Annotated in this window: 26 protein-coding genes and 1 tRNA gene; 13 read left to right on the plus strand and 14 right to left on the minus strand. The window is 41.4% G+C overall.

The annotated features are described in order from the left end of the window. Window positions 1-13: 13 nt before the first annotated feature. From NAF17_RS12990 to NAF17_RS13010, 5 genes are all read right to left on the minus strand, one after another. Window positions 14-391: a nuclear transport factor 2 family protein gene (locus NAF17_RS12990; RefSeq protein ID WP_252758419.1), complete on the minus strand. Its 378-nt coding sequence runs from the start codon at window positions 389-391 to the stop codon at window positions 14-16. 330 nt (window positions 392-721) lie between these two features. Further along, window positions 722-1,339, minus strand: a complete 618-nt coding sequence (locus NAF17_RS12995) for a hypothetical protein (protein ID WP_252758420.1) — start codon at window positions 1,337-1,339, stop codon at window positions 722-724. Between the two features lie 39 nt (window positions 1,340-1,378). Continuing rightward, entirely contained in the window at window positions 1,379-1,561 is a 183-nt protein-coding gene (locus NAF17_RS13000; RefSeq protein WP_252758421.1) for a hypothetical protein, read from the minus strand. A gap of 48 nt (window positions 1,562-1,609) precedes the next feature. After that, window positions 1,610-2,668: a 3-dehydroquinate synthase gene (aroB, locus tag NAF17_RS13005; protein WP_252758422.1), complete on the minus strand. Its 1,059-nt coding sequence runs from the start codon at window positions 2,666-2,668 to the stop codon at window positions 1,610-1,612. Further along, complete coding sequence (locus NAF17_RS13010; RefSeq protein ID WP_252758423.1) at window positions 2,668-2,874, minus strand: RNA-binding S4 domain-containing protein; 207 nt, start codon at window positions 2,872-2,874, stop codon at window positions 2,668-2,670. Before NAF17_RS13010 ends, aroB begins: the two co-directional genes overlap by 1 nt. Before the next feature lie 168 nt (window positions 2,875-3,042). On the opposite strand from NAF17_RS13010, the gene NAF17_RS13015 reads away from it, so the two are divergent. Further along, window positions 3,043-4,221, plus strand: coding sequence for a proline dehydrogenase family protein (locus NAF17_RS13015; RefSeq protein WP_252758424.1), 1,179 nt, complete (start codon window positions 3,043-3,045; stop codon window positions 4,219-4,221). A gap of 82 nt (window positions 4,222-4,303) precedes the next feature. Here NAF17_RS13015 and NAF17_RS13020 read toward each other — a convergent pair whose 3' ends face one another. Continuing rightward, a complete protein-coding gene (locus NAF17_RS13020) occupies window positions 4,304-4,969 on the minus strand; it encodes an HAD family hydrolase (RefSeq protein ID WP_252758425.1) in 666 nt (221 codons plus the stop codon). Between the two features lie 65 nt (window positions 4,970-5,034). Between NAF17_RS13020 and NAF17_RS13025 the strand changes: the two genes are divergently transcribed. The 5 genes from NAF17_RS13025 to NAF17_RS13045 all read left to right on the plus strand — a co-directional run bounded on the left by NAF17_RS13025 (window position 5,035) and on the right by NAF17_RS13045 (window position 9,119). Beyond that, window positions 5,035-5,108: transfer RNA gene (locus tag NAF17_RS13025), tRNA-Ile, on the plus strand. Between the two features lie 294 nt (window positions 5,109-5,402). Further along, window positions 5,403-6,674, plus strand: a complete 1,272-nt coding sequence (gene traM, locus NAF17_RS13030; RefSeq protein WP_252758426.1) for a conjugative transposon protein TraM — start codon at window positions 5,403-5,405, stop codon at window positions 6,672-6,674. A 10-nt stretch (window positions 6,675-6,684) separates the two neighbouring features. Beyond that, window positions 6,685-7,527, plus strand: coding sequence for a DUF4138 domain-containing protein (locus tag NAF17_RS13035; protein WP_252758427.1), 843 nt, complete (start codon window positions 6,685-6,687; stop codon window positions 7,525-7,527). Window positions 7,528-7,544: 17 nt separating this feature from the next. Then, complete coding sequence (locus tag NAF17_RS13040) at window positions 7,545-8,306, plus strand: hypothetical protein (RefSeq protein ID WP_252758428.1); 762 nt, start codon at window positions 7,545-7,547, stop codon at window positions 8,304-8,306. Window positions 8,307-8,480: 174 nt separating this feature from the next. Beyond that, complete coding sequence (locus tag NAF17_RS13045; RefSeq protein ID WP_252758429.1) at window positions 8,481-9,119, plus strand: hypothetical protein; 639 nt, start codon at window positions 8,481-8,483, stop codon at window positions 9,117-9,119. A 310-nt stretch (window positions 9,120-9,429) separates the two neighbouring features. Here the strand turns inward: NAF17_RS13045 and NAF17_RS13050 are convergent, their stop codons facing one another. Further along, window positions 9,430-9,777: a response regulator transcription factor gene (locus NAF17_RS13050; protein WP_252758430.1), complete on the minus strand. Its 348-nt coding sequence runs from the start codon at window positions 9,775-9,777 to the stop codon at window positions 9,430-9,432. 244 nt (window positions 9,778-10,021) lie between these two features. Then, window positions 10,022-10,717, minus strand: a complete 696-nt coding sequence (locus NAF17_RS13055) for a Crp/Fnr family transcriptional regulator (protein WP_252758431.1) — start codon at window positions 10,715-10,717, stop codon at window positions 10,022-10,024. 242 nt (window positions 10,718-10,959) lie between these two features. Between NAF17_RS13055 and NAF17_RS13060 the strand changes: the two genes are divergently transcribed. Continuing rightward, window positions 10,960-12,822 (plus strand): chloride channel protein, encoded by a 1,863-nt coding sequence (locus NAF17_RS13060; protein ID WP_252758432.1) that lies wholly within the window; start codon window positions 10,960-10,962, stop codon window positions 12,820-12,822. An 890-nt stretch (window positions 12,823-13,712) separates the two neighbouring features. Here the strand turns inward: NAF17_RS13060 and NAF17_RS13065 are convergent. The 4 genes from NAF17_RS13065 to NAF17_RS13080 all read right to left on the minus strand — a co-directional run bounded on the left by NAF17_RS13065 (window position 13,713) and on the right by NAF17_RS13080 (window position 16,751). After that, window positions 13,713-15,371 carry a SulP family inorganic anion transporter gene (locus tag NAF17_RS13065; protein WP_252758433.1) on the minus strand — a complete coding sequence of 553 codons (1,659 nt, stop codon included), beginning with the start codon at window positions 15,369-15,371 and terminating at the stop codon, window positions 13,713-13,715. 55 nt (window positions 15,372-15,426) lie between these two features. Continuing rightward, a complete protein-coding gene (locus NAF17_RS13070; protein WP_252758434.1) occupies window positions 15,427-16,020 on the minus strand; it encodes a class I SAM-dependent methyltransferase in 594 nt (197 codons plus the stop codon). Between the two features lie 70 nt (window positions 16,021-16,090). Next, window positions 16,091-16,492 (minus strand): hypothetical protein, encoded by a 402-nt coding sequence (locus tag NAF17_RS13075; RefSeq protein WP_252758435.1) that lies wholly within the window; start codon window positions 16,490-16,492, stop codon window positions 16,091-16,093. After that, a complete protein-coding gene (locus NAF17_RS13080; RefSeq protein WP_252758436.1) occupies window positions 16,446-16,751 on the minus strand; it encodes a hypothetical protein in 306 nt (101 codons plus the stop codon). The genes NAF17_RS13075 and NAF17_RS13080 overlap by 47 nt, the downstream gene beginning before the upstream one ends. Window positions 16,752-16,846: 95 nt before the next feature. Here NAF17_RS13080 and NAF17_RS13085 point away from each other — a divergent pair, with 95 nt between their 5' ends. Continuing rightward, a complete protein-coding gene (locus tag NAF17_RS13085; RefSeq protein ID WP_252758437.1) occupies window positions 16,847-17,557 on the plus strand; it encodes a Crp/Fnr family transcriptional regulator in 711 nt (236 codons plus the stop codon). A gap of 231 nt (window positions 17,558-17,788) precedes the next feature. Here the strand turns inward: NAF17_RS13085 and NAF17_RS13090 are convergent, their stop codons facing one another. Further along, a complete protein-coding gene (locus NAF17_RS13090) occupies window positions 17,789-19,087 on the minus strand; it encodes a type II toxin-antitoxin system HipA family toxin (RefSeq protein ID WP_252758438.1) in 1,299 nt (432 codons plus the stop codon). After that, the gene (locus NAF17_RS13095) at window positions 19,087-19,434 is read right to left on the minus strand and encodes a helix-turn-helix transcriptional regulator (protein ID WP_252758439.1); all 348 of its coding nucleotides are present in this window, start codon (window positions 19,432-19,434) and stop codon (window positions 19,087-19,089) included. Before NAF17_RS13095 ends, NAF17_RS13090 begins: the two co-directional genes overlap by 1 nt. A 726-nt stretch (window positions 19,435-20,160) precedes the next feature. Here NAF17_RS13095 and NAF17_RS13100 point away from each other — a divergent pair. From NAF17_RS13100 to NAF17_RS13115, 5 genes are all read left to right on the plus strand, one after another. Next, window positions 20,161-20,787, plus strand: coding sequence for a hypothetical protein (locus NAF17_RS13100; protein ID WP_252758440.1), 627 nt, complete (start codon window positions 20,161-20,163; stop codon window positions 20,785-20,787). Between the two features lie 69 nt (window positions 20,788-20,856). Then, window positions 20,857-20,985, plus strand: a complete 129-nt coding sequence (locus tag NAF17_RS18145) for a hypothetical protein (protein WP_256474505.1) — start codon at window positions 20,857-20,859, stop codon at window positions 20,983-20,985. 4 nt (window positions 20,986-20,989) lie between these two features. After that, window positions 20,990-21,160: a hypothetical protein gene (locus tag NAF17_RS13105; RefSeq protein WP_252758441.1), complete on the plus strand. Its 171-nt coding sequence runs from the start codon at window positions 20,990-20,992 to the stop codon at window positions 21,158-21,160. Window positions 21,161-21,171: 11 nt separating this feature from the next. After that, window positions 21,172-22,239, plus strand: a complete 1,068-nt coding sequence (locus tag NAF17_RS13110) for a DUF932 domain-containing protein (RefSeq protein ID WP_252758442.1) — start codon at window positions 21,172-21,174, stop codon at window positions 22,237-22,239. A gap of 38 nt (window positions 22,240-22,277) precedes the next feature. Beyond that, complete coding sequence (locus tag NAF17_RS13115) at window positions 22,278-22,475, plus strand: hypothetical protein (RefSeq protein ID WP_252758443.1); 198 nt, start codon at window positions 22,278-22,280, stop codon at window positions 22,473-22,475. The last annotated feature ends 3 nt before the right edge of the window (window positions 22,476-22,478 follow it).

Genomic DNA, 22,478 nt, shown 5'->3' on the forward strand with positions numbered 1-22,478 from the left:
TGTCTGTTTGCTGTTAGCTAATATCTGTTATTTCAATAATTTTATCCCCTGCAAACTTAAATTCTGACCTGCCTTTCAGGTTTAGTTCGCTGCCACTTTTCAATCCATTTGGTAGGTCTATAGCTAAAACCGCATGATAATCAATTTCAAAAGTAGCTTCGTTATCAGCATATTTAATTGATGTAATAGTTTGATTACGGCTGCTAAATAAATTTTTAGCTTGCAGGGCCTGTTGCCTTAATTCGTCAATCCCGTTCAATGTCATATCCGTTTTTCCACCCGAAATGTTTTTAAATAATATAGAAGGATCAATATCTTTAAGCATACCGTCGATATCAAAGTTATTATAGGCGTTTACGTAATCCCTAATTATTTGCTCGGTCTTTTTCATAACAGATTTAATAAAATGTGCTAAATGTTATAAAGCAAAAAATCCCGGCTTTTAGGGCCGGGACTTTTTAAAGTTTTGTATGTTTTGTTAGTACATATCAGTCCCGGTTCTTACTGCTAAAGTAAAAATAGAAACCATAAAAATATGTAGCTTGTAATTTCATGTTGTTGTTGATGTTGTAAATGTACAAGTAAAATTCATTTTGTCAATAGATAATTTTATTTTTTGTAAAATAAATATAGCGAACAGAATTTTATTTTGTAAAAACGGCTATTTGCCAGTCTGGAAAATTTCTGGGTACTTGCGGATGAAGTAAACCGGCGTACAGCTTTAGGCGTGGCAATAGCTACTTATCGGGTAAAAGGGGTAAGGCGATAAAAACTCGTCGTTGAAGTCATACACATCCCAAAAGGTATCAGCACCTTTATTCACCATGCCGCCCCTGTAGGTAGCTACCGTTTCTTTTGCTTTACCCCTTAACCCGGTGTTGATTAGCGCCTGTATATTATAGTGGTACTGAAACGGGCCACCGGGATATATTGCACCTTTGGTCCGGGTTACTTTAGTCAATACTTTTTGGCCTTCGGTTTTGGTGAGCACACCGCCAAGCACCATCCAGATCCGCGTCGTGTACGAGACCTGTTTATCCTTGCCGCTTTCAATTAAGCCGGTTTGTTTATTGTACAAGTTTAAGCGGGCGGCTGCCGTCATCCTTTTAACCATAGCGGGGGGCATTTTTACTTCATCTTCCTTGCTCAGGCTTTTAGGTAATTCGTAAGTTTCTTTGAGGATGAAAATTGCCAGGCCTGTAATGCGGCTCAAACACTGTGGAACGGAAAGCTGTTGTAAAGTTAAAATGCCGGGAAGAGTAGTGCGGACGTGCATCGCCCAAAACAGGCGGCAATAGTGCCTGGTGTAGTGGAGCACCCAGTATAAAAAAACCTGCATTACAACCAGCACAAACTAATACAAAAAGCTGTTGCGGATCTAAAAAAGCCTGAATTGATAAGTGTAGTTGAGGATCAGGAATGTGCTGCCGGTAATTACCAGGTTTTGCAAAAAGGCAAGCGTGGTTAAATAAATATTGGTAAGCGTATCTCGCTTTTCGTAGTCATGCTTGTTTTCGCGGTAGCTAAACCACATTTCGGCAAGGGCGAGCAGCACAAGCAAACTCACCAATATTATTACAGCTTAGGAACGTGGATTTATAGAAGGCATTTACAGTGTTGCGTAATATCTTAAACTTTCACAAAGCTCGTCCTCTGTGCAGATATTATCAATACTGTATTCGCCAATATGTTTCAGCAAAGTGCAATTTATTTGCCCGTTTTGGTTCTTTTTGTCCTTTTGCATGTGTTCTAACAAAGTAGGGAAGGTATCTTCCTGTACTTTGTAACGCGGATAAAGGTGAATAAGCACTTTGGTAATTTCCAATAATTCGCTATCCGGCAGACCGATCTTTTTGTTAGATAGCCAGCTTTCGCAGATCATCCCAATGGCAATTGCTTCGCCATGCGACAGCGGATCTTTATCATTCATCAGCGAATAAGTTTCCACCGCATGCCCAACAGTATGCCCAAAGTTTAGCGCTTTGCGGATGCCTTTTTCTTGCGGGTCTTCAATAACCACTTCGTTCTTTATGGCTACCGAGCGATGCACTAACTCATCAGATGGTAAGCTCAGGTCGCTAACTTTTAGCTGATCCCAGTACTTGGCATCTATGATCAGCCCGTGCTTTAACATTTCGGCCAAGCCGGAAAGGATCTGGCGTGGGGGCAGGGTTTCTAAAAAGTTGACGTGCATAAACACCGCTTTTGGCTGGGTGAACGTGCCGATAATATTTTTAACCGCATCCATATCCACACCGGTTTTACCACCAACAGATGCATCAACTTGTGATAACAGGGTAGTGGGTACCTGTACAAAATCTATCCCGCGTTTGTAGGTAGAGGCCACAAAGCCACCCATATCGGTAATTACACCGCCACCAAGGTTAATCATCAGCGCTTTGCGGTCGGCACCAAAATCGATCAGGGTATTCCATATGCCTATGCAAAAATCAATGGTTTTACTTTCCTCGCCGGCGTTAACCTCAATCAGGTCAAAGTTATCCAGTTCGTCCAGGTATTCTTTAACTATGGGCAGGCAATATTCGGTGGTATGCTCGTCGGTAAGGATAAAAGCCCTGGAGTAATTACCCAGCTCTACAAAGTTACGCAGTTCGGTAAGGCTATCTTTAAAATATACGACGTATCCGTCGCTCTGTATGTTATTCATTACGTGATCTTGATCTTTTGGCCTCTAAATTCAACCAGGTCGCCCTGTTTTACTTTAAGGCGTTTGCGGTAGTCTACCTCGCCGTTGTAGATAACTTCGCCGTGTTCAACAACTATCTGCGCTTCGCCGCCGGTTTGCACCAAACCTGTCGCTTTTAGCAATTGTATCATGGGGATATAGTCGCCCTCAACTTTAAATTCTATCATAGCCGTCAAAATTAAACTATTCGTGTGATAATGAGTTATCATTTTATAATTTTGCACAATACTTTAACGAGTTGATAGTTCATAGGTGATGGTTTATGGTGTTTGATTTTACACCCGGCACGAAGCTGCTATGAGCGATGAACTATTAATAATGAACTTGAAAAACACATGACTCCAAACGATAAATTATCCTTCGAAAATACCGAGATCGCTTTTAGCCACTCTACCAATACCGACCTTAACCGCGCTTACTGGCTGTTTAAGGCTATCAACGTAAATTTTTTAGTGAAGATAGGCCCGCCGATAACCAATTTTGCGGTTAAAATTGGTTTGCCTATTAAAGGGCTGATCAAGGCGACGATATTTAAACATTTTTGTGGTGGCGAAACCATTGCGGAGTGTACCCAAACCATTAAAAACCTTGCTGATGGCGACGTAGGTACTATTCTCGATTATTCTATCGAGGGAGAAGACGATGAATCGGTGTTCGATAACACCCGCGACGAGATCATCCGTACCATCATCACCGCATCAAAAAGTAAAAGCATCCCGCTTACGGTATTTAAAATTACCGGCGTTGGCCGTTTTGGCTTGTTAGAGAAACTGGATGATGGCCTAAAGCTAAGTGTTGATGAGCAGATTGAATGGCAAACCATGCAGGACAGGGTATTGGCTATTTGCGAAATGGCCCATTCTGAGGGTGTACCGGTAATGATAGATGCCGAAGAAAGCTGGATCCAAAAAGCGATAGATAACCTTGCGCTAAATATGATGCGCTTTTTTAATAAGGAACAAGCTATTGTTTACAATACCTACCAGTTGTATCGTCACGATAAACTGGCTTCACTGGTGCATGACCATGCCGTTGCCGAAACCGAGGGTTTTATAATGGGTGCCAAAATTGTACGTGGCGCTTACATGGAAAAGGAACGCCGACGTGCAGAAGAGAAAGGTTACCCGTCGCCTATCCAACTCAATAAAGAAGCTACCGACCGCGACTATAACGACGCCCTTATTTACTGTGCCGATAACATTGCCAATATTGCTATTGTTGCCGGCACCCATAACGAAGACAGCTGCCGCCTGCTTGCCAACTTGCTGAACGAGAAACAAATTGAGCACAAGAACCCTCATGTGTTTTTCTCTCAGCTGCTGGGCATGAGCGATAACCTTAGCTTTAACCTTGCCAACGCAAATTATAACGTTGCCAAATACGTTCCCTACGGCCCTATCAAAGCCGTTTTGCCATACCTGTTTCGCCGTGCGCAGGAGAATACCGCCATTGCCGGGCAAATGAGCAGGGAGTTAAGTTTAATTGTTAAAGAGAAGAAGAGAAGAAGTAAGTAATAAAAAGTGTCTCATGGTGAGCCTGTCTAACCATTTGCAATCCTAATAAGTATTCGACAACTTCAGACTGTTATATTTTTACTTAATACTTATATCTTATCGCATCCGTATCCACCGAAACTAAATGTTCGCGCTTGGCAAATGCAGCTAAGGTATCCGGCGCGGTCATTAAAAAGGTTTGGATGCCCAGGGTTTTGGCGGCCTCTAAATGTTGCGGACTATCATCAATAAACAAAGTTTCTTCAGGCTTTAAATTATTCTCGGCCAGTACCTGCTTAAAAAAATCGATCTGCGGTTTTCGTTTGCCCACCAGGTGCGAGTAATAGGTACGCTCGAACAGGTGTTCGTTATCATCAAAACCAAAATCAGTTTTTAGATAGTTCATGATATATGTATAATGAATTTCGTTGATATTGCTCAGCAAAAACGTTCGATATTTAGCCTTGAACTTCAACAACAGATCGTGATTACCAGGGGCGATGCCCAGTAAAAGACTGTTCCAGGCGTCGGTAATTTGCTGGTCGGTAATGGCGGGATTACCAATCTTTTCCTTTACGTAGGCCCTAAACTCATCTGCACTAACTTCGCCGCGGTCAAACTTGTCAAAAATCTGATCCTGCTGGCGATGGCCGAAAAATTCGTCGGGGTTGCTGATACCCAACTGCTTAAAGGCCTGCTGCGCCTTGCGGAAATCGATAGTGAAGATAACGTTGCCGTAATCGAATATAAAGTTTTTAATATTTTTCATTTTTGGCTTTTGTAATTGCATTCAAATACGTAATATTGCGGCCTCGAAAATAGTAAATATTTTCTGCGCCTATAGCTCAGTTGGTTAGAGTAGAAGACTCATAATCTTTTGGTCCCTGGTTCGAGCCCAGGTGGGCGCACAAAGTAGAAATTATCCACCCTCGAAAACCCTCTAAATCGCTGATTTAGAGGGTTTTTTCATTTATTCTCCCCTCAACAACCGTCAAGAAAGCCAAAGTTCTCGTTACCTATCCGACTACCTGTTTATAATATTTAACTTAGGTAACACAAACCCATTCAATGAATTGACATACAGTTAATTACAGCGATAAAAGTTTGTTTTAAATCAGTCTTTTTAGACGATTCTGTGTTACCTTTTTGTTACCTAAAAACAGGGTGTTTATTGAGCATTTTAAACTTAAAAATTAAATTTTATGCAAACATCACAGTCATTCGGTATCCATTTTACCACGCGCCCGGACAAAGCCAGGGACGGAAAAGAGCCCATTTACGCATGCGTAACCGTAAATAAGCAAAGGGCTTACATTGCGCTCAAACATAATGTCGATCCCAAAAATTGGGATAGCGGGAAGGGAACTGCTAAAGGCAATAAGGATGAAGTTAAATCCATCAACAACTATTTGGGAGAGGTCCGTAATACGATTAGTAATAACTACAAGCAGCTACAGCTTAAAGGTAAAATGCTTTCCGCCAAAGCAGTGAAAGATCTGTATTTGGGAGCAGAAGAGGAAGTTTATACCCTCAGCCGCCTTTTTATCTACCATAACGAAACTTCCACTACGGACCCGCAAAATATGGCAGATGCCAACGAGTTAAAAATTCAAACCAAGCTTGCGCAGATCAACCGTCAGATCAGCCAGCCGGAAGCACCGCAATATACTGGAGGCGGAACACATGACCAGCAATCGGGGCCGGATGTAAAAAGGTTGGAAATGATGATGAAAACAATGAACAGCGGCGGCAACGACCCGGAAATGCGGCAGCTTAATCAAATGTTGCAACAGATCAATGACATTCAAAATCCGGGGAATGAAAATAGCCGTATACGTAGCCAATCTTTAAAAAATCGTCAACGGGCATATCCGGTAATGGCCGCTAAAGAGGAGGACGAAGATGATAACGGAGTATCAAACGATCAGCCATCGGTCAACTACGCTGCTTATGACGGTGGGGGTAAAAGTAAAAAACATCATACCGCAAATACTGGGCAGGCACCGGGAAATACCATTCAGGCGGTAGTGCATCAAGATCAGACATTGGTAAGCGGCGCGGTTGTCAAACTGCGTTTAGTGGACGGTATATATGTTAATGGCCGGATGATCCCCAAAGGCAGTTTTGTTTATGGCACTTGCGGATTGAATAACGAACGGCTGATCATTAAGATCGCGAGCATCCGTTACTTAAACAGTATTCTTCCGGTTGCACTGTCCGTATATGACCTGGATGGCATGGAAGGTTTATACGTGCCGGGTTCTATTGGCAGGGATGCCGCTAAGAACGGTGTGGGCGATGCAGTCCAATCAGTACAATTGATGTCAATGGATCAGTCGGTAGGCACACAAGCTGCCGGAGTAGGTATTGAAGCCGCTAAAGGGCTTTTTGGCCGTAAAGTAAAACAGATCAAAGTTAAAATTAAGGCAGGTTACGAAGTATTGCTAAAGGATAGCAACGAAAGAGACAATTAAACAGATCATCATGAAAACATTAATCATCAGTATATTTCTTGCCACCATAGGGACTGTTTCCTATGCGCAGGACACCGCATATATTAGCCTGGATAAAACAACGGCCTTATTTTTCAAATCATCGGTTAAAGTCGTTGGGAAAACACCACCTGATTTTGAAATCCGTCAAATTGAGGACGGCTTAATAACACTAAAAGCCTTAAACCCTGATTTTAAATCTGTCAAGCTGAATATACAAGATCAAAGTACCAATCAGGTTTATCATGTAGCAGTACAGTATTCTTTTGGCCGTGCTGGACGGAGAATAGAAGTTGGAGTTAGCAGTGCCGTTATTACCGTTATCAGATCACCAATGAGTAACTATGCGGCCATTGGTAGCCTGCTTGCATCCGGCAAACGCTTGGATGTGGTTGACCATAAGAAAACAGGAGGTGTTAAAGCCTGGGTGAACAAATTATCGCTTGCCAATAACAAGGTGTTTTTCAGGCTGGATATTCGCAACCGCTCAAACCTGCCTTACGATGTCGATTTCATTCGTTTTTATATCAGGGATTTAAAGACGGTTGCCCGGATGGCAACCCACGAGCAGGAAATAGTTCCCATCTATTCAAACCTGAATAAACACACCACCATATTAAAAAGTAAGGAGGTCGCTAAAGTATTTGGTTTCCATCGTTTCTCCCTGTCGGAAGATCAGGCATTGAATATTGAACTCTACGAGCGGAACGGTAATAGGCACCTCTATCTTCAAATCAAACAAAAAGACCTGGACGATCTAAAAACGATCAATCCGGCTACGTCAGCAGCAGCGGATATTCTTGCTGCAAACCAATCAATTAACAGTAGTTATTAATTTAAAACAAAGTAATCATGAACGAGCAAAATTCTGAATTTTTGAAAAAAAGCTTGCTGAACCTGGGGTTTGGCGACAAATTAAACGCCGATCTGGACAAAGAAATGGAGGCGAAAACACCTGAATTTAAGTTGGGTATGCAACATGAGTTTAATCAGAAAACCATTGATTATACGCTTCATTTTAAGGCTGGGGATAATCATGATATGTATTTCTTTAATAAATATGATGCGTCGATCAGCCATAAGGATGATCCGGCCAAAGATTTGAACCAATCATTTTTTATTAATAAAGGTAGCGGGATCACCGCTAAAGAAGCCTTTAATTTAATGGAAGGCAGGGCGGTTCACAAACAACTGTACAACCTGGAAGGGCATAAATACCAAGCCTGGTTAACGCTTGATGATAAGAATCTGACCGATAACGGCAATAAGAAGATCAAGCATTACCATGAAAATTATGGCTATGACATAGATAAAGTAATTGCGGGCAAGGGTATAAAGGAATTGGATGACCCGAAAAGTAAAGAGGAGTTAATGCGTTCCCTTAGAAAAGGTAATGCCCAACAGGTTACTGTTGACCGTGACGGCGCCGAGCAGAAGTATTTTATGGCCGCCAATCCGCAATATAAAACGGTAGACCTGTACGACCATCAAATGAAAAAGATAAAACGGGAAGGAGTTTTGCAGCCAGAACAGAAGGCCACTAAAAGTTTAAAACAAAAGGAGCAGCCAACGGAGGAGTTGCTAAAAAAAAGCAGTCGCGTAAACCGAAACTGAAAGTTTAATTTGAGCTTTCGGGAACAGGTCTTGTACAGACCTGTTTCTTTTTTGAATAACTGATAAGTGGCGAACATTGCTTGCTGCACTTGTTTAGTTGGTCATAGACATGATATATTCTATTTTTTTCTACATAAATCTTGTTTTAATAAAAAAAAATCTACACATCAGCATATGTCAAAGCAGCTAATAGAAAAAAATCTACAATCAACCATAGACGAGATCCTATTCGGAAGTTCTGATAAGGCGCTTTCCCAACAAATTAGCAGGCTGGAAAAAGCCGGTAAGATCAAAAAGATAGCACCACGCATTTATACTTCTAATCTGACAGAACAGCCCGAAGTGCTGGTCAAAAGAAACTGGTATAAAATACTTGCCCATAAATATCCGGGGGCATTATTAAGCCACCGCAGCGCGTTAGAGTTTAAGCCCTCGCTATCGGGCGAAATTTTCATCACCTATAAATACACCAAAAATATGGTATTGCCCGGTATAACGATCCGGTCGTTAAAAGGCAAAGGGCCTGTTAATGGTGATACGTCGTTTTTCAAAGAATTATATGTTTCCCAGGAACCAAGGGCATATCTGGAAAACATGCAATCTTCTACACAAAAAGAGGATAGTTCAAAAGTTCTATCTAAAGAAGCTATAGAAGAAAAATTGAATGCTATCGTTCGTATCAGGGGCGAAGATGGATTGAACAGCTTGCGCGACGAGGCAAGGCTTGTTGCAGACGAACTCGATATGAAAAAAGAGTTTGAGCAATTTAACAAACTCGTAGCCGCCTTAGCTGATATACCTTTTATTTTTTGATAGAGCTTGGTAAGGCTTATATACAGGTGCTTGCATAGAAAATCGACGTCCAAGTTCAGGTCTTGAATGTTATCTTCAATTACTTTTAATAATTTATTAAAAAACTCTTTGTCCTTTTCGGAGTGTACCAATTCGGTAGCTTCGGCCAGGTAATCGTTAGTGTACCGTTGTTTTAGCTTTTCGCCCTGCTCAAAAATATTGTGTACAGTAAGCAGCAAAAGGTCTACGCTTATAGGTTTGGCAAAATAAAAGTCGGCGCCCGATTCCATTTCTTCAATTTTGGTATCTAAGGCGTCTTTAGCAGATAGAATTACAAAAGGGATGTGACTGTTTCAAAAGTATTTTTAACAAGCTTACAAAGCTCTATACCATTCATCCCGGGCATCATTACATCACTAATGATAATGTCTGGCACCTTTTCGGTCGCTACTTGCATTCCAGCGTTACCGTCTTCGGCCTCGTATACATGGTAATGTTTTTCAAAGGCCTGTTTTAAGAAGGTGCGCAGCTCCTGGTTATCCTTTACAAGTAAAATGTGCTTGCGGCTTTTGGCCATGATTTCAATACCCTCTTCTTCGTATTGTGGTAACGGGAGTTGAATGGCGTTGTCAATAAGTCTGATCGGCGATTGTGATATGCTTATTTGATAGCTCGTCATTCACTTGAATATCGCAAGATAAAACAGGTTTGGTTATAGAAGTGTATTGATTGCCCAACTCAACACTACAAGTACCACAACTTCCCATGCCACAGCATAAACCAAAACCCGTGATTGCCAACCGGTCAGAAATCAGGGTCATCAGGCTATAATATTCATTAGCATAAGTATGGATGATATAACTCTCGCCTTTATAGATTAATGTTAAGTTAATATTACCTTTCCCTAATGGCATGGCATGTAGTTAATACTCATTATTTTGAATCAATTGTAACAGCTTACCATCATCTTTTATTGATATGCTTTTTCCTGCCACTGATATGATATTATCGGCCACCAGATCATTGATGGTACGAAACAATGATTCATAGGCTGCACCTGAAAAAGAAGCAAGATCTTGTTTCGCCAATTCAATATTAATAACCCTATCCTCATTTACGCCAAACTGTTTTTTTAGTGTAATCAAAGCCTGTGCAACACGACCTTTAACCGGCATATGGGCCAGATTACGCATTCTCTTTTCTGAATTTTGGAGCTCACCCGCAAAAAAACGCATTAACCTGACAGCAAACCCGTGGTTAATATTTAAGGAGGATTCAAAAAAATCCATCGGAAGGAAGCATACGGTTACCTTATCCAGAGCGGTTGCGGTAACGGGATAGATAAAATTACCCTCTAAGCCGAGGTGACCTAAAATGTCGCCCTTTTTGGCAAACCTGATGATCAAATCCTTTTCATCATCCCACTTTTTATGGACCTTGACAAATCCTTCATAAACAAAATATATCCCCGTTACCGGGTCGCCTTCCTTGAAAATATCCTGGCCCTTTTTAACCCTGTAGTTTTGCTTATTCAATTCGATAGCAGGTTTCCAGTCACCAACACAGGTTTTACATAAAAAACAGGTATCAAGGTCACACTTATATTTAGCTTTTTCCATTCGATCTTTGTGGGGCTTAATAACTAATTGCTAAAATAATAAATCCTTTCCCTAACGGTAATTATTAGTTGAGAGATTTTCTAATGATGATTTTATATGCAATATAATTAAGCAAAGTTAAACCTTTTTCATAACAATAACATTGCACATGCAATATAAATCTTTTGTTTCTTGTGATATCGGTTTAAATAATTCATACTTTTGCCCCGAAATATTTTCGCATTGTATCCATATTACAAATCATGAAAAATCAACACCAATCAGGTGGCATTCCTATTTCTCCATTATTGTCCGGTATAAGTACAGATTCACCGGGCTCAAACATAAATTTTTCTAAAAGCAGGTTGTTGCGCATATCCGCCCTATCTATCCTGGTGGCGGCGGCTATTAGCTTGATCGCCAAATTTTTGATTACGCTTATCAATATCGTTACCAATCTCTCCTTCTTCGGAAAATTGGCTGTGGCTTATCATAGCCCAGCGGGTAATCACTTAGGGCTTTGGGTCATCATTGTGCCCGCTGTCGGCGGTGTATTGGTAGGACTAATGGCGTTGTATGGTTCAAAAGCGATTAGAGGGCATGGTATACCGGAGGCAATGGAGCAGATTTTAACCAATCAGAGCCGGATCAAACCATCAATTACCTTATTAAAGCCCATTTCTTCTGCTATCGCCATTGGCACAGGCGGGCCCTTTGGGGCGGAGGGGCCAATTATAGCTACTGGTGGCGCACTCGGGTCAACGCTCGGGCAATTATTTAAAATCACTTCCAATGAACGGAAAATCATCCTGGCTGCCGGGGCAACCGCGGGCATGTCAGCCATTTTTGGTACACCAATAGCTGCCGTTTTTTTAGCGATAGAACTATTGCTTTTTGAGTTTTCCCCGAGATCGATACTTCCGGTTGCTTTGGCCTGTATCACAGGAGCGGCAGGACATCATTTATTATTTGAAGCTGGGCCGGTATTTCCGATGCCCAATTTAGATACGCCTACCAACGGCGCGCTGGCCATTTACAGTGGCATAGGTCTGTTCATAGGATTTCTGTCTATCGGTGTAACCAAAATAGTTTATTTCATCGAGGATGCTTTTGAAAAGCTTCCGATCCATTGGATGTGGTGGCCTGCTCTGGGTGGATTGGCAGTTGGCCTCATTGGCTATTTCGCACCGCATACACTCGGTGTAGGATATGACAATATTATCAGTGTCTTATCCGGGTCAGTTGCCATCATTCTGTTACTGCGGTTATTCTTTTTTAAATTCTTGTCTTGGGCTATTGCTTTAGGCAGCGGAACTTCGGGTGGCACCTTAGCGCCATTACTAACAATTGGCGGTGCAGGCGGGGCATTAATCGGGGCAATTATTCTTTACGTTTTCCCCAACGTTGGTATCAGTGTACCTATGGCCGCCCTGATCGGCATGTCGGCTATGTTCGCAGGCGCGTCCAGGGCTTATCTGACCAGTATTACCTTTGCTTTGGAATCAACCGGACAGTTCCATGCTTTATTGCCGCTTTTGGGTGCATGTACCGCTTCTTACCTGGTATCTTTTTTTTTAATGGAAAATACGATAATGACGGAAAAAATTGCTCGTCGTGGCGTTTCGACACCCGATTCTTTTGAACCTGATGTACTGGGTAAATTAACAGTAGCGGAAATCAGCAATGCAAACGACCTTATTTTCAATATCGGGTTGGAAATCCGCGAGGTAAGGGATATTATAAAATCTGAAAATAACGAGACGCAGTATTTTATCGCAGCTGATGATCAGGGAAATTATTCGGGGATCGTAAGTGCTGCAGATATCAATAAACATGACATGGATGGTACTGCCCCTTTGAAAAGTATCCTGCAATCGTCTAATCAGTCAGTAAAAAGCAATGATAATTTACGAAAGGCGGTAGAGTTAATGGCAGAGAGAAATGTTGAAGTATTGCCGGTTGTAGCACAAAATAAGGTAACCGGTGTGATCAGTTGTAAAGACATTATCAATGCATACAAATTTTATCACGAAGAGAATGACCGGGTAAATACTCACATTTCATTAAAAAGACAACGCTTGAAAGTCGTCGTGCGCGGCAGGGAACTATTTAAACCTAAAGCTTAACGGTGTACTAATTTATATGAAATGAAAATTGTAGCCCAGTATCTGATTGCTGTTTACATAGGGGTAAGCTTTTTAAGCCTCTATAATTATCTGGTTGATAATATTCTACATTTCTCACCATTGACAATGCAGTTACAACATCTGATAAGTTACCTTGTATATTTCATTCTGTATAAAACCTGGCTATTTGGCCTGATCTTACCCGTTTATTATTTTATGTTTTACAAATGCTACGGCATGGAAAAGATCCTTTATAAAATTACATTCATCATTGTATGGGCTGTATGCTTAAGCTCAATATATTTAAGGCGGGACTTATATTTTACGGAGCCCCCTAAAGGTATTAGGTTGTTTGTTGTTTATTTTTTAACCGGGCTTTCATTGTTGTTTGCCCATGTAAAATATTGGCATAAAAGGGATAATAACAGTAGCTGCAAATCATCGTCTGTCGACACTCTCTAATATGCTATATGCTAAATAGTGGCTATGTGATCCTTGATTTTAAGGCTTCGTAAATAATATTCAATATAGATTTTAATAAAAAACCTCGCAAGTACCTTGTACTTGCGAGGTTTTCGTACTCCAAAAGGTATCAATAACCGGACGCTTTTTAGAGGATATACAGACATTAAGGAGTTTAATTGCATAAAGAGCGATAGGTAGCGGGATGGATATTCGGACGTTTTTTAATTCGATTTCCTACCAAAATCTTTTTGTGCTTAAAGTAGTATGCCAAAATCCATCAGGGTATTTTAATCCCTAACTGATAGCTCTGCCCATACTGGCATGTTCGACCAAAATCATACCAGCCACCATTAGGTTTCGGTTTCCCATAGCCAAGCCGTATCAACCCCTGTAGATTGGGGATGCTTACCCTTATTGAATCTACTTTAGATGCTTCCGATAATTCGAGATTGAGAAATGTCATTTGCTCGCTTTAAAGCGTTATCAAAGGTATCTTTGATATTTCCTTTCCCGATTTGAAATAATAAGCGCGCTTTCTTCAGTTCGCCCATGACTTGTTCGTTGGCCACTTCTGAAATGATCAATTTCGTTCCTTGCCTTTTCATTTCCTTATTTACTTCACTTAATACCCTGATACCAGTGGCATCGATAACGGGCACATTCCTCATCCTGATGATCAATACCCTGGCAGGCCTCTCCAAAACTTTCATGGCATCCTTAAACTTATAAGCCGCGCCAAAAAATAAAGGGCCATTGATCTCAAAAACGTCAACGCCTGTAGGAATATCTTCCGGCATAAGCACTTCGTCAGTATTATCTGCCGAAGAAACCGCTTGTTTTACAGAACTCGCCTGCATCATTTTTCGCATAAACAGGAAGGCTGCCATTATCATTCCTATTTCAATAGCTACCGTCAGGTCCACGAATACTGTCAGGGCAAAGGTGGTTATCAACACTGCTGCATCACTTTTTGCCCCTTTAAATACATCGATAAAATTTTCTGTTTCACTCATATTCCAGGCCACTACGATGAGTATCCCCGCAAGCGTTGCCATCGGGATGAGCGCGGCCCACTTGCCAACAAAAAGTAAAATGATGAGTAAGGTAATTGCATGAACAATACCGGCAATTGGTGTTCTTCCCCCGTTTTTTACATTTGTAGCAGTCCTGGCAATGGCCCCGGTTGCCGGAATTCCACCAAAGATGGAAGAACAGATATTGGCAAATCCCTGGGCAATTAACTCTGTATTGGAGCGGTGATTTCCACCGATCATACCGTCTGCTACTACCGCGGATAATAACGATTCTATACTGCCGAGCAGCGTAATCGTAAATGCTGGCCGGATCAGCTGCTGTAAAGTGGCGAAGCTCACTCCGGGTATGACAGGCTTGGGTAGGGAGGTGGGAATAGCCCCAAACCGGCTGCCGATGGTTTCTACCGGAATTTTAAAAAAATAAACAGCCAGCGTGGTTAGGACAATGGCAATTAATGATCCTGGAACCTTATGGGTGATTTTGGGCCATAGAAAGGCAATCAATAAGGTAAACCCCCCTATGCCGGCTGCATATAGATTTACAGCAGACAGGTGCCGGCCATACGCTACCCACTTGCTGATAAAATCAGCCGGGACGTTCCCCATTTTTAATCCCAACAAGTCCTTTACTTCGGATGAAAGGATGATGACTGCAATCCCGGTGGTAAAGCCAATAATGAGGGGATAAGGAATATACTTGATGGCACTCCCTAATTTGGTTAGCCCCATAATAATCAGCAATATGCCCGCAATAAAAGTGGCGATAATCAAACCATTGATGCCGAATTGCTGGACAATGCCATATACCACCACGATAAAAGCCCCGGTTGGCCCACCGATCTGTACCCGGCTGCCTCCCAAAACCGATATAACCAAGCCCGCAATGATGGCCGTAAAGATTCCCTTTTCAGGAGATACACCTGAAGCAATAGCAAATGCAATAGCTAAGGGCAGCGCAACAATGCCGACAATTACCCCGGCAATTACATCTTTAAAAAACTGATCCCGGTGATAGTTTTTTAAAGTATCAATTAACTTTGGTTTAAACATGGTTTTTATTTTAACTTATCATTATTTCTATAACAGGGCATGAAACCACCCCGTCCTATTTCTTTATCCACATTTTCAATACCCTGCTATAGGAATTATTGACCAATTGATAACCCGGAGGAACTTGTGTTTCCGGGGCATGAAAAGTTACCAGCCTCGTTTCAGGAGGTTTTTCCTCCAGCATTTGGAAAACAAACCTGCTGTACAAGTTATATAGTTCAAACGAAGTCCTTACCGTATAATCTATCCGGCTATCGGGCTCAATATTTTCATAGAAAGGATTGTAAAAATAAAAATGATCGTAATTTTTAAAGTCCAGTTCTGTCAGGTTCCCGTGTATAAAATTCACATTAGGCAATTCAATTTCCGCTTTGGCTATTTCGGCGAAAGTGTATAATTCTTCCCGCTGTTCAATTCCACAGAAAAATGTTTCGGGGTGAAAAAAACCTGCTGTAATACAGAATTTCCCTACACCGCTGCCAATATCCAAAACACTGTTATTGGGAATAGACAAAAAATCACCTGCCTTTTTTGCGATGTCCACAGGTGTCCAATGCATCTGGGACAGTTCCTGGATATGTTCGGGGTACAGATCATCAAAAGCGGTATCATGACGGAATAGCGTAGGGTTTAATAGCTCATTAAGCATTCTTCTGTTTTTTCTTTGGGTTTGAAAATTTCTAAATCGCGAACGTAAAAATTGTACTGTTTTCATTTGGTCAGGTTTTGATCCACATTTTCATCAAGCCATTACAGGAAATATCTGCCAGTTTAAAACCGGGTGGTATTTCCTGCTCAAAACTATGAAAGGTAACCAGCCGGGTTTCTGAAGGCTTTTTATTTAGTGCAGCACAGGGATATTGATTATAGTAGTTATAAAGGCTTTCTGACAATTCTATGTTATCATCTATTTGATTTTCGGGGTCAATGTTCTCATGAAAAGAATTATAAAAGTAGAAATGATCGAACTCCTTAAAATTGACCTGGGTGATGTTGGCGTAAATAAAAGTTACATTGGATAGCTTTGTATATCCTTTAGCCTCTTCGGCCAGGTAAATTAATTCATGCCTTTGTTCAACACCGTAAAAAAAAGTTTCGGGAAAGTGATTGCCCGTTGCCAAACAAAACTTCCCAACCGCTGCCAATGTCCAACACCCTCGCACCTGGTTCCGCCAGAAATTCAGCCGCTTTGCGGGCAATAGCCAGTGGTGTCCAATGTTTAAGGGACAGTAATTGGAAATGTTCTGGGTACAACCAGTCGAATGCAGCATCATTTGTAAATAAGGATGTATTTAAATTATCCTTCTTTAGTTTTATACTATGTCCGCCCTGATGGTCTTCCGGGACGTGCGGGAAATAAGAAAATGGGTAAGCTTTCATGACCTACAAATTTAGCCGTTGCAGCAAAGCGATTTACCGTAAGAAATCAATGCAGAAGCTGATATTTATCAGTTTTAAAAAATTCGTACCTTTATATGATGAGTTTGTCTGGAATTTTCCCTATCGACCGATGGAATTTCACTACGCAATCGATCCTTAATGTCCTTTCCGAAAAAGAATATGCAGATTTGGTTGCTAATCAAAGTGACCAGAAATATCTGAAAGGTGATGTTGTTTTTAGAGAAGGTTCCGTACCCGCAGGTATTTTTTTAATAAGAAGCGGTAAAGTCAAAAAGTACAAAGTGGACAATTTGGCGAAAGAACAGATCATTTACGTGGCTAATCATGGAGAACTGATCGGTTATCATGCGGTTTTATCTGAGGAAAGATACCCTGATTCGGCGGCCGCTATAGAAGACAGTTTGATTAGTTTCATACCCAAAGAAGATTTTATAAGTATTTTACACCGCTCCCCTGCTTTTACACAGCGGTTATTAAAAGCTTTAAGCCATGAATTTACGGTATTAACGAACAGTATTTCCGTGATCGCGCAACGAACAGCACTGGAACGGCTTGCTATTTCCTTGATCGTACTCCGGGAAAAATACAAAGAAGAAGGATCGGATGAAAAGGAAATTATTTTAAATATCTCCAGAATGGACTTGGCTGGTATGGCGGGGATCGCCCAGGAAAATGTGATTCGGCTATTAAAGGAGTTTAAAGCAGAGGGGATTTTGGAAACGGATGGCCGGAAGATACGGATCAAGGACATCAAGTTGCTGATCAAAAAATCAAATTACAAATAAAAATACTGGTTACTTCTCAGTTAAGGTTCATCAGAAAAGCCACCTAAACAACATCCATGAAAAATGTTCGTCCGGTTGGCAGCTGGAGGTGTTCAATATATCCATTCACTAACCTGTTTTGAATAAAAGAAGAATTTTGGCAAATTAAAAATATAAATGAAAAACCCTCGCAAATACGCTGGTAGTTGCGAGGGTTTATACTCGGAACGGGAATCGAACCCTTAGCTTTAACTATTCAAATAATTTAATAAATGTTTCTGCTATCGCTTTTTGCAAAACAGTTTCAACATCACATTGATTTGCATAATCCGGCCACAGTTTAAGGATGCCTTCGATATGCCTGATGATCTCATTGGGCTTTTTTATGGTCATTTGTTTGGCCACTTCCAGTAGGTCTTTCCGGTCTATTCCCTGTCTTTTGCCGTTAATACTTAATGATTGCTGACTAACCCAGGGGCTATCAGGTCGGTAAGCATGGCATACATCATAAGCCGGGGATATTGCCCATTTTCCTTGTTGATCCATTGTAAAGGCAAAGTTCTTCGTATGGTCATCACAGTTTCTCGCCAGTACATTAAAAACCATCCGGCGGTACATTTGCTCGGCTTGTGGATAGTCCAGCCGTAAGGAGCGCATCGTTTGAAAGAGTTGCTCATAACTATATGAACCGACATTGTTGAAATCAAAATGCTGTAATGCGCAAAAGGTTTGAACGTGAACTTTGCCCTGTTCGGGAACACGGTCAAAACGCCTGGTCATAAAATGTGCCCGGCCATGTTCTTCCAATAACCGGCACTCGGTCATTTCTATTCCGCAGTCCACCGCCATCAGGTGATAAGCCATTTCAACACGCCCGTAATCCCTTGAAGTGCCGAATTGCGCATCATGTACCCCATCAAACTTGATAAGCCATTGCGTAAAACCTTTCGGGGGTTCGGCTTGTCCGCTTCTCACTTCACCCGTTTTAGGATTATAAGCGATCACTGCTTTAGCACGGGCACCACCTGCGGAGGTGCCTATCTTTAAAATATCCAGCAATCCTTTTTCTTCATCTTTTGACAGATCAGTATGAAAGTCCTTTCTTCCCGACAGGATAGCTTCGGATATTTCAACCAGGCTATCCACTTCCAGTTTAGTTGAGGTGTTTTTTCCTTTGGGTTCAACAGGCTCAAACTCTAACGCACCCATGCCCCGCTGCCCGATAAAACATAACATCTCTACTGGGTTCATGCTGTCCGCAGGGCGGCCTACCCGTGCCAGCCACGTATTAATTAACGTGTTACCATAACGGTCAGGCAAAACATCCGCTAACAGTCCAGGCAATCCCTTAAAGGTTTGATTGCCTCTTAATTCATTAAAAGAAAAAATCCTTCCGTTGGCTGCGCCAACGGGCATTTTGAGCGGGGCAATATCCCATCGCTGGCGTAAAAAGGCCGGTTCAAACTCAAAATCTGCAACCCCCTTATCGGCATCCCAGGCTATCGCGCCGACACGTTCACCCCAAAGATTTATAAATGCGCTATTGATCATTACCAGTTTACTTTAGGGGAGTTGGTGGAGGTATCATTATTTCGGGCGCGTTGCCTTTTCTGTTGTTCCAGTTTAGCTAATTGTAATGGGCTGATTTTTTGTTCTGTTTTAAATGATTGTAGTACTGGTAATTGTTCCAATACTCGCAAGATTTGCAATAAGGAAAGCAGCGTACCGCCGTTCCCTTTTTCGATCTGCCCAACGGTAGAGCGGTTGATGCCGGCTGAATCAGCCACCTGTTGTTGGGTTTTATTCTGTTGTAAACGGGTTTCCTGTATGAATTGACCAATGAGATTTAAAACCCCCTTGTCACTCATGGAATACCAATCTATGCTTGCTTTTTCCATCACTAAATGATTTTATAGGAGTTAATGCCTGCTTTTCTAAACAAAAGTACAATATTTTTAAATAGCAATACGAATTAAAGAGTGATAATGATGGCTTTTTACATCATTAATAGTTAATATAGGGCTTAATGATGGATATTTTAAGCATTAGTATCTTCTGATTCGTTTTTATACTGTCCCTGCGGCCAGGCTATAAGTTATATCTTTCCCGGTAAGGATGCCGCTGCTATCCTTGACAGGAGATTTTAAAAGGTTGCCTGTCTAAATATCCTGCTACTGCATTTTCGCTATGCTGCAAAAGCATCCGCTTCGGTAACCTGCCGGAAGTTGCAATTAAGAGCATCATTCAGGACTGCACTTGTTTACCCGCTCCATTGCATTGCGCCGGGAAAAGCTGCGCTTGCCTGAACGCTGCACTTAATTTACTGCTAATAGATCAGACACTTTAAGCAGCTATTTTCCAATCGAAACGGAGAAAAAGGCAGCTAAGGTTTTGCCCGCATTTCTTAAAGACTTACTAAAACATCCGCAAAAGACTACGGCATAAACGGTTTCCTCCCCAGAGGGTCCCCTCCAATTATTCCGTTTCCTTTTGCCTGCTGCAGGCACCTTTTAATTGCTTTCTTTTTTTCCGTTTTTTCTTTTGAAAAATAGCTTTTTAGGAAAGTCTTCGGGAAAAGAGGGAAACAAAAAAACAATTTTTTTAACCCTTTAAAAGTAGTAGAAATGGAAACAGCAGAAAAAAATGCAACCGCAGTACAAGGTACAGCAGCAAAAAACAACGAAGCAACCAACAAAATTCAAAACCGCCCAAGCCTTACCCAAAAGGAAGCCAAAGAAGATGCAAAAGCTACAGATCAAACACCCGCCCAAACTCCGAAAGTTGAGGCAACCCACAACGTCGAAATTAAGGGTGATAGCCCCGCTACAGTGGATCACAAACCCGCTCACGTTGCGCCTTACACAACAGGACAAGGGATAGGCGAAGCACCCAAAGCCGAACAGGTTAAAGCAGAAGAACCGAAAGCGGAAGTAAAGCCCGTAAAATTCGCTTTGAACTTAGAAAGTACCTTAAAAGTGGTGGATGATTTGCACCGCAGGAGCATCCAACGGATAAACCTGATTGCCCGTATCAACCAGTTAACCGCTTTTGAGGTGGCCTTAGCGCAGGAAAATGACGAATTGGAAGATAACCCATATCAGGGTTGCAAACTCATCATCAAAGATGATAAGAACCGGGAATTTATTACCACAACACCGGGTTTGATCCGTTTGGTATCTCAATACATTTTTGATGCTTGTAGCGACAAACTGGCAGAAATTGAAGCCAATATCGTTTTTCCAAATGCCTGATAAACCTAATGCTCCCTCCGTTAGCCAACGGACGGGGCACTTTTAAATTTCACCTTAAAAGTTAATCCAATGTACGAGCAATTTATAGAGTTAACCAACCAAATATTTTGGGAAGGTTACGCAGAGCAATTAGCACAGGAAAACCCGGTAAGGTTTCAATTCGAGTTAAACGATTTTATAAACACCTATCAAAATTAAGGTAATGGAAGATACGATCTTTTTACTACTGAAAATAACCATCAAAACCACGCATAAAAACATACATGATGCAATACAGGAACTGCAAACTAAAACGCAATTAACGGTAAGCAGCACCAAAAAAGTTAAGGTTTTGAAAACCGAGATCATGCAGTTAAAAACTAAAACCCTTTAAATTAATATATCATGGCACATCAAATAAATTTCAATCAGAAAACAGGTAAAAACAGCTTTATGAGCGTAAAGGAAAAAGCCTGGCACAATCTCGGGCAGGTGATAGACCGTTACCCGACCAGTAGCGAAGCCATACAACACGCCGGACTGGATTATATCGTTGAAAAACGACCTTTGTTTACTTACGATACGACAAACCATATCGGCAAAACAGCAGATAGTATAATTATCCCTGAAATAACAGTACCTAATTTCTTTGCGACCGTTAGGGCCGACACGGAACAGGTTTTGGGTGTAGTAGGCAATGATTATGAAGTGGTACAAAACCGGGATGCTTTTTCTTTTTTTGATGCTATTGTAGGCGGTGGCGAAGGTATTTTATACGAAACAGCCGGGGCTTTAGGCAATGGCGAACGTGTATTTATCACCGCTAAATTGCCCGATTATATCAAAGTAGGAAGAAAAGATATGATCGAACAATACCTGTTTTTAACCACCTCTCATGATGGTTTAGGGAGCATAACCGCCGCTTTTACCCCGATACGCGTAGTTTGTAACAACACGTTAAACGCTGCTATGCAGAGCAATAGCAACGCCATTAAAATACGGCATACCGCATCCGCAGGGGAGCGTTTAAAACAGGCGCATACGCTTATGGGGATCAGCCATGTTTTAGCGGGTGAAATGGAGGGCTTATTTAATCAATGGGCGAAAGCACGTATCACCGATACCGAAGTGAAAAAATTAATACAAATAGCAATGGCACCTAATAAAGAAGTGCTGACCAACTTAGCCGAAGGCAAAACCGAATTGTTATCTACCCATTATACCAACATCGTAGATAACGTGTATGAATATGCTTTAGCAAGCCATACCCAGCAATTAGAAACTACAGCCGGAACGGTGTTTGGTGCTTACAATGCGGTAACGGGCTACTTTCAAAATGTGCGCAGTTTTAAAAGTGATGAAGCCAAGTTTAAATCCATCATGGATGGAACTGCCAAACAACGGGCGCAAACTACTTTTAACCTTTGTAACGAATTTGTAAAGCACGGAGGCGAGGCGTTGATTTATAATTGATAACCAAGGGGGAGCGATCCCCCTTTAATTTTTATAGCATGAGTATTTTAGCAGATAAAACAGACTTTAAGGTTTTGAAAATTATATCAAAATGCCTTAAACAGCTTGATGAAATAAACGATCTAAATCTAAAGATTACTAAGGTGGATGATTTTGAAATTAGTCTTGCCATAAATAGGCTAAAGAGCGTGATTGACAATAACGAGCAGGTGATAATCATAAACCCGGTTACGTAGATC

Source organism: Mucilaginibacter aurantiaciroseus (genome assembly GCF_024055595.1).
In the GTDB taxonomy this organism is placed as follows: domain Bacteria; phylum Bacteroidota; class Bacteroidia; order Sphingobacteriales; family Sphingobacteriaceae; genus Mucilaginibacter; species Mucilaginibacter aurantiaciroseus.

Coding starts and splice junctions, on each gene's coding strand:
- NAF17_RS12990 (WP_252758419.1), bottom strand. CDS start 391: ATGAAAAAGACCGAGCAAATAATTAGGGATTACGTAAACGCCTATAAT.
- NAF17_RS12995 (WP_252758420.1), bottom strand. CDS start 1,339: ATGCAGGTTTTTTTATACTGGGTGCTCCACTACACCAGGCACTATTGC.
- aroB (WP_252758422.1), bottom strand. CDS start 2,668: ATGAATAACATACAGAGCGACGGATACGTCGTATATTTTAAAGATAGC.
- NAF17_RS13010 (WP_252758423.1), bottom strand. CDS start 2,874: ATGATAGAATTTAAAGTTGAGGGCGACTATATCCCCATGATACAATTG.
- NAF17_RS13015 (WP_252758424.1), top strand. CDS start 3,043: ATGACTCCAAACGATAAATTATCCTTCGAAAATACCGAGATCGCTTTT.
- NAF17_RS13020 (WP_252758425.1), bottom strand. CDS start 4,969: ATGAAAAATATTAAAAACTTTATATTCGATTACGGCAACGTTATCTTC.
- traM (WP_252758426.1), top strand. CDS start 5,403: ATGCAAACATCACAGTCATTCGGTATCCATTTTACCACGCGCCCGGAC.
- NAF17_RS13035 (WP_252758427.1), top strand. CDS start 6,685: ATGAAAACATTAATCATCAGTATATTTCTTGCCACCATAGGGACTGTT.
- NAF17_RS13040 (WP_252758428.1), top strand. CDS start 7,545: ATGAACGAGCAAAATTCTGAATTTTTGAAAAAAAGCTTGCTGAACCTG.
- NAF17_RS13045 (WP_252758429.1), top strand. CDS start 8,481: ATGTCAAAGCAGCTAATAGAAAAAAATCTACAATCAACCATAGACGAG.
- NAF17_RS13050 (WP_252758430.1), bottom strand. CDS start 9,777: ATGACGAGCTATCAAATAAGCATATCACAATCGCCGATCAGACTTATT.
- NAF17_RS13055 (WP_252758431.1), bottom strand. CDS start 10,717: ATGGAAAAAGCTAAATATAAGTGTGACCTTGATACCTGTTTTTTATGT.
- NAF17_RS13060 (WP_252758432.1), top strand. CDS start 10,960: ATGAAAAATCAACACCAATCAGGTGGCATTCCTATTTCTCCATTATTG.
- NAF17_RS13065 (WP_252758433.1), bottom strand. CDS start 15,371: ATGTTTAAACCAAAGTTAATTGATACTTTAAAAAACTATCACCGGGAT.
- NAF17_RS13070 (WP_252758434.1), bottom strand. CDS start 16,020: ATGCTTAATGAGCTATTAAACCCTACGCTATTCCGTCATGATACCGCT.
- NAF17_RS13080 (WP_252758436.1), bottom strand. CDS start 16,751: ATGAAAGCTTACCCATTTTCTTATTTCCCGCACGTCCCGGAAGACCAT.
- NAF17_RS13085 (WP_252758437.1), top strand. CDS start 16,847: ATGATGAGTTTGTCTGGAATTTTCCCTATCGACCGATGGAATTTCACT.
- NAF17_RS13090 (WP_252758438.1), bottom strand. CDS start 19,087: ATGATCAATAGCGCATTTATAAATCTTTGGGGTGAACGTGTCGGCGCG.
- NAF17_RS13095 (WP_252758439.1), bottom strand. CDS start 19,434: ATGGAAAAAGCAAGCATAGATTGGTATTCCATGAGTGACAAGGGGGTT.
- NAF17_RS13100 (WP_252758440.1), top strand. CDS start 20,161: ATGGAAACAGCAGAAAAAAATGCAACCGCAGTACAAGGTACAGCAGCA.
- NAF17_RS18145 (WP_256474505.1), top strand. CDS start 20,857: ATGTACGAGCAATTTATAGAGTTAACCAACCAAATATTTTGGGAAGGT.
- NAF17_RS13105 (WP_252758441.1), top strand. CDS start 20,990: ATGGAAGATACGATCTTTTTACTACTGAAAATAACCATCAAAACCACG.
- NAF17_RS13110 (WP_252758442.1), top strand. CDS start 21,172: ATGGCACATCAAATAAATTTCAATCAGAAAACAGGTAAAAACAGCTTT.
- NAF17_RS13115 (WP_252758443.1), top strand. CDS start 22,278: ATGAGTATTTTAGCAGATAAAACAGACTTTAAGGTTTTGAAAATTATA.